This window comes from Pseudomonas sp. WJP1 (assembly GCF_028471945.1).
GTDB lineage: Bacteria > Pseudomonadota > Gammaproteobacteria > Pseudomonadales > Pseudomonadaceae > Aquipseudomonas.
The window spans coordinates 103,366-110,000 of record NZ_CP110128.1; the positions used below are offsets into that span (position 1 = coordinate 103,366).

A 6,635-nucleotide genomic window follows, 5' to 3' on the forward strand; every position below is an offset into this window, starting at 1 on the left:
CGAAGCGGTCTTACTCGACAGCTTTAACCATGTCTTCGATGACTTTCTTGGCGTCGCCGAAGACCATCATGGTTTTGTCCAGGTAGAACAGTTCGTTGTCCAGACCGGCATAGCCGCTGGCCATCGAGCGCTTGTTGACGATGATGGTCTTGGCCTTGAACGCTTCGAGGATCGGCATGCCGGCAATCGGCGATTTCGGATCGTTCTTCGCGGCCGGGTTGACCACGTCGTTGGCGCCCAGCACCAGCACCACGTCGGCCTGGCCGAACTCGGAGTTGATGTCGTCCATCTCGAACACCTGGTCGTAAGGCACTTCGGCCTCGGCCAGCAGTACGTTCATGTGGCCAGGCATCCGACCGGCAACTGGGTGGATCGCGTACTTCACGGTCACGCCGCGATGGGTCAGCTTCTCGGTCAGTTCCTTCAGCGCATGCTGTGCCCGCGCTACCGCCAGGCCGTAGCCCGGAACGATGATCACGGTGTCGGCGTTGGTCAGCAGGAAGGTCGCGTCGTCAGCCGAGCCGGATTTCACCGGGCGCGCTTCTTTCGAGCCTGCAGGGCCTGCGTCCGCCGTGTTGCCGAAGCCGCCGAGCAGTACGTTGAAGAACGAGCGGTTCATCGCCTTGCACATGATGTACGAGAGGATCGCACCGGACGAACCCACCAGCGAACCGGCAATGATCAGCATCGAGTTGTTCAGCGAGAAGCCGATACCCGCTGCTGCCCAGCCGGAGTAGCTGTTGAGCATGGACACCACGACCGGCATGTCGGCACCGCCAATCGGGATGATGATCAGCACACCGAGCACGAAGGCCAGCGCCAGCATCACGCTGAAAGCGGTGTAGTCGCCGGTAAGCATGAAAGTCACGCCCAGTGCCAGTGTGGCCAGGCCCAGCAGCAGGTTCAGCTTGTGCTGACCGCCAAACTGTACTGGCGCGCCCTGGAACAGGCGGAACTTGTACTTGCCCGCCAGCTTGCCGAACGCAATGACCGAGCCGGAGAAGGTGATCGCACCGATGGCAGCACCCAGGAACAGTTCCAGGCGGTTACCGGCCGGAATTGCATCGCCGAGGTTCTGGACGATGCCCAGCGACTGTGGCTCGACCACGGCGGCCACGGCGATGAACACCGCTGCCAGGCCGATCATGCTGTGCATGAAGGCGACCAGCTCGGGCATCTTGGTCATTTCAACGCGTTTGGCCATGATCGTACCGACAGTGCCACCGATCAGCAGGCCGACGATCACGTAGACGATACCGTCGTGGGCCAGCTCGGCGCCGAGTTTGTAGATCAGGCCGACCGTGGTGAGGATCGCCAGGCCCATGCCGAGCATGCCGAACAGGTTGCCGCGACGCGACGTGGTTGGGTGCGAAAGTCCCTTGAGCGCCTGGATGAAGCAGACCGAGGCGATCAAATACAGGGAAGTAACCAGATTCATGCTCATGCTTGCTGCACCTCAGCCTTGATTGCTTCGGCCTTGGCTGCCGGAGCTTTTGCTGGCGCCGCTTTCTTCTTGAACATTTCCAGCATGCGTCGGGTGACCAGGAAGCCACCAAACACGTTGACCGCGGCCAGGGCCACGGCCAGGGTGCCCATGGTCTTGCCCAGTGGGGTCACGGTGAGGGCGGCCGCGAGCATGGCGCCGACGATGACGATGGCCGAGATCGCGTTGGTCACGGCCATCAGTGGGGTGTGCAGTGCAGGGGTCACGTTCCAGACCACGTGGTAGCCGACATAGATGGCCAGCACGAAGATGATCAGGTTGTAGATACCGTGAGAGATCAGCATGTCTTCCATTGTTTTTATCCTCAGCCGTTCTTGCGCACGATCTGGCCGTCGCGGCACATCAGGCACGCGGCGACGATATCGTCTTCAAGGTTGATCACCAGTTGTCCTTCTTTATCGAACAACAGTTTCATGAAGTCCAGCAGGTTGCGGGCATACAGTGCCGAGGCATCGGCGCCGACCGCGGCTGCCAGGTTGGTCGGGCCAACGATGGTCACGCCGTTTTCGACAACCACCTGATCGGCCACGGTCAGCGGGCAGTTGCCGCCCTGTGCCGCCGCCAGGTCGATGACCACCGAGCCCGGTTTCATCTGGGCCACGGTTTCCGCGCTGAGCAGCGTCGGCGCCTTGCGACCCGGAATCAGTGCCGTGGTGATGACGATGTCAGCCTGCTTGGCGCGTTCGTGCACGGCCACGGCCTGGCGCTGCATCCAGCTGGCCGGCATTGGGCGAGCGTAACCGCCGACACCGACGGCGCATTCGCGCTCTTCATCGGTCTCGTAGGGCACGTCAACGAACTTGGCGCCCAGGGATTCGATCTGCTCCTTCACCGCAGGCCGCACGTCCGAGGCTTCGATCACCGCACCCAGGCGCTTGGCCGTAGCGATGGCCTGCAGCCCGGCAACACCGGCGCCGAGAATCAGCACCCGCGCCGCTTTCACGGTGCCCGCGGCGGTCATCAGCATCGGCATGAAGCGCGGATAGTGATGGGCGGCCAGCAACACGGCTTTATAGCCGGCGATGTTGGCTTGCGAGGACAGTACATCCAGGCTCTGTGCACGGGAGGTGCGAGGCGCGGCCTCCAGGGCAAAGGCGGTAATGCCGCACTCGGCCATCTTGGCGATGGTTTCGTTGTTGAACGGATTGAGCATCCCCACCACAACGGTGCCGCTCTTTATCAGAGCAAGCTCGCTGTCGCTGGGAGCGACCACCTTCAAAATCAGTTCTGCACCAAACGCCTCACTGGCGCTGCCAATGACCGCACCAGCGGCTACATAGGCACTGTCGACAACGCTGGCATTGACGCCGGCGCCGCTTTGTACAGTGACCTTATGACCCTGGCCGATGAGCTTCTTGATAGTTTCGGGGGTTGCAGCAACCCGTGTTTCACCGGTCTGGGTTTCGAGAGGAACACCAATGTGCACGTCAAATCTCCTGCGTGATCTTATTGAGTAAACCCATGCACTACGGATGGTGCGGCTGGGGCGGCCGATCAGCACGACCCCGCCAAATTCAGGCGGGGCGCGGCATTTTGCAGGCGAACTTTGTGCCCTTTCAAGGGATTATGACGGGTGACGGAAAATTAACTACAAGTCACCCCGTGACCGAATGTCGCAACCAAACGGCTCAATCCCTTGCAGGCCGTGCCTTTCCGGGCTTTTTACGCAAATCCAACAATTTACACATCGGCCATATGAATGATGCGGCATCGCGATGAAATAGTGGCTCAAAGCCGCGTCTTCAGGCGCTTGTGGCACGTTTGTACTGCGTCACCGTACAGTTTTCTTCTATGCGACAATTACTTATATCTGTAGGGTTTTTATTTTTCTGACTACGAGGTCAGATAAGTGCTACGGGCCTTTATCCTTCTAGGCTGTAGCCATGGGCCTGATTTACCAGCCAGTCACGAAAAGCCCTTAAAGACGCCGATTCGACCTTTCTCTCCGGAATCATCAGGTAGTAGGCCTTGATGCTCGAGAGAGCCTGCGGGTTGGCGATCACCAGGCGCGACTCGGCCAATTCGCGCTGAATCAGGAACGGCGGGATCAGCGCAATCCCCATATCGTGCATCGCCGCCTGGGCCAGCATGGAGAATAGCTCGTAACGCGGTCCTGTCATGTCCCGCGGGACGTTCAGGTGTTGAGAGTCGAACCATTGGCGCCAGGCGTAGGGGCGGGTGGTCTGTTGCAATAGGGGGAGGTCGGCGATTTCAGAGGGTGTCAGGACATTCTTGTTGCCCAGCAGGTTGGGGCTGCACACGGGCATCGGATTTTCACCCATCAGCCTGTGGGATTCAGTACCCGACCAATCGGCATCACCGAAGTAGATCGCCGCGTCGAAATCGGTGTCGGCAAACAGGAATGGCCGCGTGCGGTTGGTCAGGTTGACCGTCACTTCCGGGTGTTTGTGTTGAAAGTCCTTGAGCCTGGGCAGCAGCCACTGGGTGCCAAAGGTCGGAACCACGGCCAGTTCGATGACGTTGGCTCCCTGCTGGCCCATCACCGACAAGGTGTCGCGCTCAACCGCATCGAGTTGAGTGGCCACCCGGCGACTGTAGGAAAGTCCTGCCTCCGTCAGCTTGACCCCCCGCCGGGAACGTCGGAACAGTTCCACGCCGAGGAACTCCTCGAGGCTGGCGATCTGTCGGCAAATCGCCCCTTGGGTCAGCGAAAGTTCCAGGGCTGCCTTGGTGAAGCTTTCATGGCGGGCGGCCGCCTCGAAGCTGATTAAGGCCGTTGTGCTGGGTATTTTCCTGCGCATGTACGTCAATCTCACTAATACATCGCATTGAATGGGTTCTGCGACGTTTCGGAGTGAGAAATTAGCACAACAGTATGCGAAATCCTCGTTTGCCCAGACGTCGAAGCCGGCCTAGGATCACTGCACGTTATTTGACCTGTTTCGAGAGGACACACTCATGGCCGGTAAAGCTAGCTTCAACTGGATCGATCCCCTGCTGCTGGATCAACAGCTCACCGAAGAAGAGCGCATGATCCGCGACACCGCTGCGCAGTTCGCTCAGCAAAGTCTGGCGCCGCGCGTGCTCGAAGCTTTCCGCCATGAAAAGACCGATCCGGCGATCTTCCGCGAAATGGGCGAAGTGGGCCTGCTGGGCGCAACCATTCCCGAGCAGTACGGTGGCAGCGGCCTGAACTACGTCAGCTACGGTTTGATTGCGCGTGAAGTCGAGCGTGTCGACTCCGGCTACCGCTCGATGATGAGCGTGCAGTCCTCGCTGGTAATGGTGCCGATCAATGAGTTCGGTACTGAAGCCCAGAAACAGAAATACTTGCCAAAACTGGCGTCGGGCGAGTGGATCGGCTGCTTCGGCCTGACCGAACCTAACCATGGCTCCGATCCGGGTGCGATGATCACTCGTGCACGAAAAGTCGAAGGCGGCTACAGCCTGACCGGCAGCAAGATGTGGATCACCAACAGCCCGATCGCCGATGTGTTCGTGGTCTGGGGCAAGGACGATGCCGGCGACATCCGTGGCTTCGTTCTGGAAAAGGGCTGGAAAGGCCTGAGCGCCCCGGCGATTCACGGCAAGGTGGGCCTGCGGGCTTCGATCACCGGTGAGATCGTCATGGACAACGTGTTCGTTCCGGAAGAAAACATCTTCCCCGACGTCCGTGGTCTGAAAGGTCCCTTCACCTGCTTGAACTCGGCCCGTTACGGCATCTCCTGGGGTGCGCTGGGCGCAGCCGAGTTCTGCTGGCACACCGCTCGCCAATACACCCTGGATCGTCAACAGTTCGGTCGCCCGTTGGCCGCTACCCAGTTGATCCAGAAGAAGCTGGCCGACATGCAGACCGAAATCACCCTGGCGCTGCAAGGCTGCCTGCGTCTGGGTCGCATGAAGGACGAAGGCACCGCGGCGGTTGAAATTACCTCGATGATGAAACGCAACTCCTGCGGCAAGTCCCTGGATATCGCCCGTATGGCCCGTGACATGCTGGGCGGCAACGGTATCTCGGATGAATTCGGGGTGGCGCGTCACCTGGTCAACCTGGAAGTGGTGAATACCTATGAAGGTACGCACGACGTCCATGCGCTGATCCTCGGTCGCGCGCAGACCGGCATCCAGGCGTTCTATTAATAGGAGAACGCCATGGGCGCGCTTTCGCATCTACGGGTACTGGATTTATCGCGGGTGCTGGCCGGGCCATGGTCCGGGCAGATCCTCGCCGACCTTGGCGCCGAAGTGATCAAGGTCGAGCGTCCGGGCAATGGCGATGACACGCGCGCCTGGGGTCCGCCGTTCCTCAAGGACGCCTATGGCGAGAACACCAGCGAGGCCGCCTATTACCTGTCGGCCAACCGCAACAAGCAATCAGTCACCATCGACTTCACGCGCCCAGAGGGACAGAAGCTGGTGCGTGAGCTGGCGGCCAAGTCGGACATCCTGATCGAGAATTTCAAGGTCGGCGGTCTGGCGGCCTACGGTCTGGACTATGAGTCGCTGAAGGCGATCAATCCTGATCTGATCTATTGCTCGATTACCGGGTTTGGACAAACCGGTCCCTACGCCAAGCGTGCGGGCTATGACTTCATGATCCAGGGCCTTGGTGGCCTGATGAGCCTGACGGGTCGACCTGAAGGCGAAGAAGGGGCAGGGCCGGTCAAGGTTGGCGTGGCGCTGACGGATATCCTCACCGGGCTCTATTCGACGGTGGCCATCCTGGCCGCGCTGGCACATCGAGACCACGATGGTGGTGGGCAGCATATCGACATGGCATTGCTGGATGTGCAGGTCGCGTGCCTGGCCAACCAGGCGATGAACTACCTGACCACGGGCAATGCGCCAAAGCGCCTGGGCAATGCTCATCCGAACATCGTGCCTTACCAGGACTTTCCTACGGCTGATGGCGATTTCATCCTGACGGTCGGGAACGACGGGCAGTTCCGCAAGTTTGCCGAAGTGGCGGGGCAGCCTCAGTGGGCGGACGATCCGCGTTTTGCGACCAACAAGTTGCGGGTGGCAAACCGGACCGTGCTGATCCCCCTGATCCGTCAGGCTACGGTGTTCAAGACGACCGCTGAATGGGTCGCTCAGTTGGAGCAGGCCGGTGTGCCGTGCGGCCCCATCAATGACCTGGCGCAGATGTTTGAAGATCCCCAGGTCAAGG

6 protein-coding genes (1 of these 6 running past the window's edge) are annotated in these 6,635 nt (G+C 60.1%); 2 read left to right on the forward strand and 4 right to left on the reverse strand.

Annotated features, from left to right (window positions below; genetic code table 11):
- Nucleotides 1-10: 10 nt before the first annotated feature.
- The 4 genes from OH720_RS00520 to OH720_RS00535 all read right to left on the reverse strand — a co-directional run bounded on the left by OH720_RS00520 (nucleotide 11) and on the right by OH720_RS00535 (nucleotide 4,266).
- Nucleotides 11-1,444: an NAD(P)(+) transhydrogenase (Re/Si-specific) subunit beta gene (locus OH720_RS00520; RefSeq protein WP_008064822.1), complete on the reverse strand. Its 1,434-nt coding sequence runs from the start codon at nucleotides 1,442-1,444 to the stop codon at nucleotides 11-13.
- On the reverse strand, nucleotides 1,441-1,797 hold the full coding sequence (locus tag OH720_RS00525; RefSeq protein WP_008064823.1) for an NAD(P) transhydrogenase subunit alpha: 357 nt from the start codon (nucleotides 1,795-1,797) through the stop codon (nucleotides 1,441-1,443). The genes OH720_RS00520 and OH720_RS00525 overlap by 4 nt, the downstream gene beginning before the upstream one ends.
- 11 nt (nucleotides 1,798-1,808) lie before the next feature.
- A complete protein-coding gene (locus OH720_RS00530; RefSeq protein WP_008064829.1) occupies nucleotides 1,809-2,930 on the reverse strand; it encodes a Re/Si-specific NAD(P)(+) transhydrogenase subunit alpha in 1,122 nt (373 codons plus the stop codon).
- A 436-nt stretch (nucleotides 2,931-3,366) separates the two neighbouring features.
- Complete coding sequence (locus tag OH720_RS00535) at nucleotides 3,367-4,266, reverse strand: LysR family transcriptional regulator (protein ID WP_272604158.1); 900 nt, start codon at nucleotides 4,264-4,266, stop codon at nucleotides 3,367-3,369.
- Nucleotides 4,267-4,423: 157 nt separating this feature from the next.
- On the opposite strand from OH720_RS00535, the gene OH720_RS00540 reads away from it, so the two are divergent.
- Nucleotides 4,424-5,605: an acyl-CoA dehydrogenase gene (locus tag OH720_RS00540; protein WP_008064832.1), complete on the forward strand. Its 1,182-nt coding sequence runs from the start codon at nucleotides 4,424-4,426 to the stop codon at nucleotides 5,603-5,605.
- Between the two features lie 12 nt (nucleotides 5,606-5,617).
- Nucleotides 5,618-6,635, forward strand: partial view of a CaiB/BaiF CoA transferase family protein gene (locus OH720_RS00545; RefSeq protein WP_272604159.1) — the 5' portion only. 203 nt of this gene lie beyond the right edge of the window; only the first 1,018 of its 1,221 coding nucleotides appear in the window; its start codon is at nucleotides 5,618-5,620; its stop codon lies off the right edge, out of view.

Excerpts from the sequence above, each read along its gene's own strand:
- OH720_RS00520 (WP_008064822.1), bottom strand. The coding sequence starts at position 1,444 with ATGAGCATGAATCTGGTTACTTCCCTGTATTTGATCGCCTCGGTCTGC.
- OH720_RS00525 (WP_008064823.1), bottom strand. The coding sequence starts at position 1,797 with ATGGAAGACATGCTGATCTCTCACGGTATCTACAACCTGATCATCTTC.
- OH720_RS00535 (WP_272604158.1), bottom strand. The coding sequence starts at position 4,266 with ATGCGCAGGAAAATACCCAGCACAACGGCCTTAATCAGCTTCGAGGCG.
- OH720_RS00540 (WP_008064832.1), top strand. The coding sequence starts at position 4,424 with ATGGCCGGTAAAGCTAGCTTCAACTGGATCGATCCCCTGCTGCTGGAT.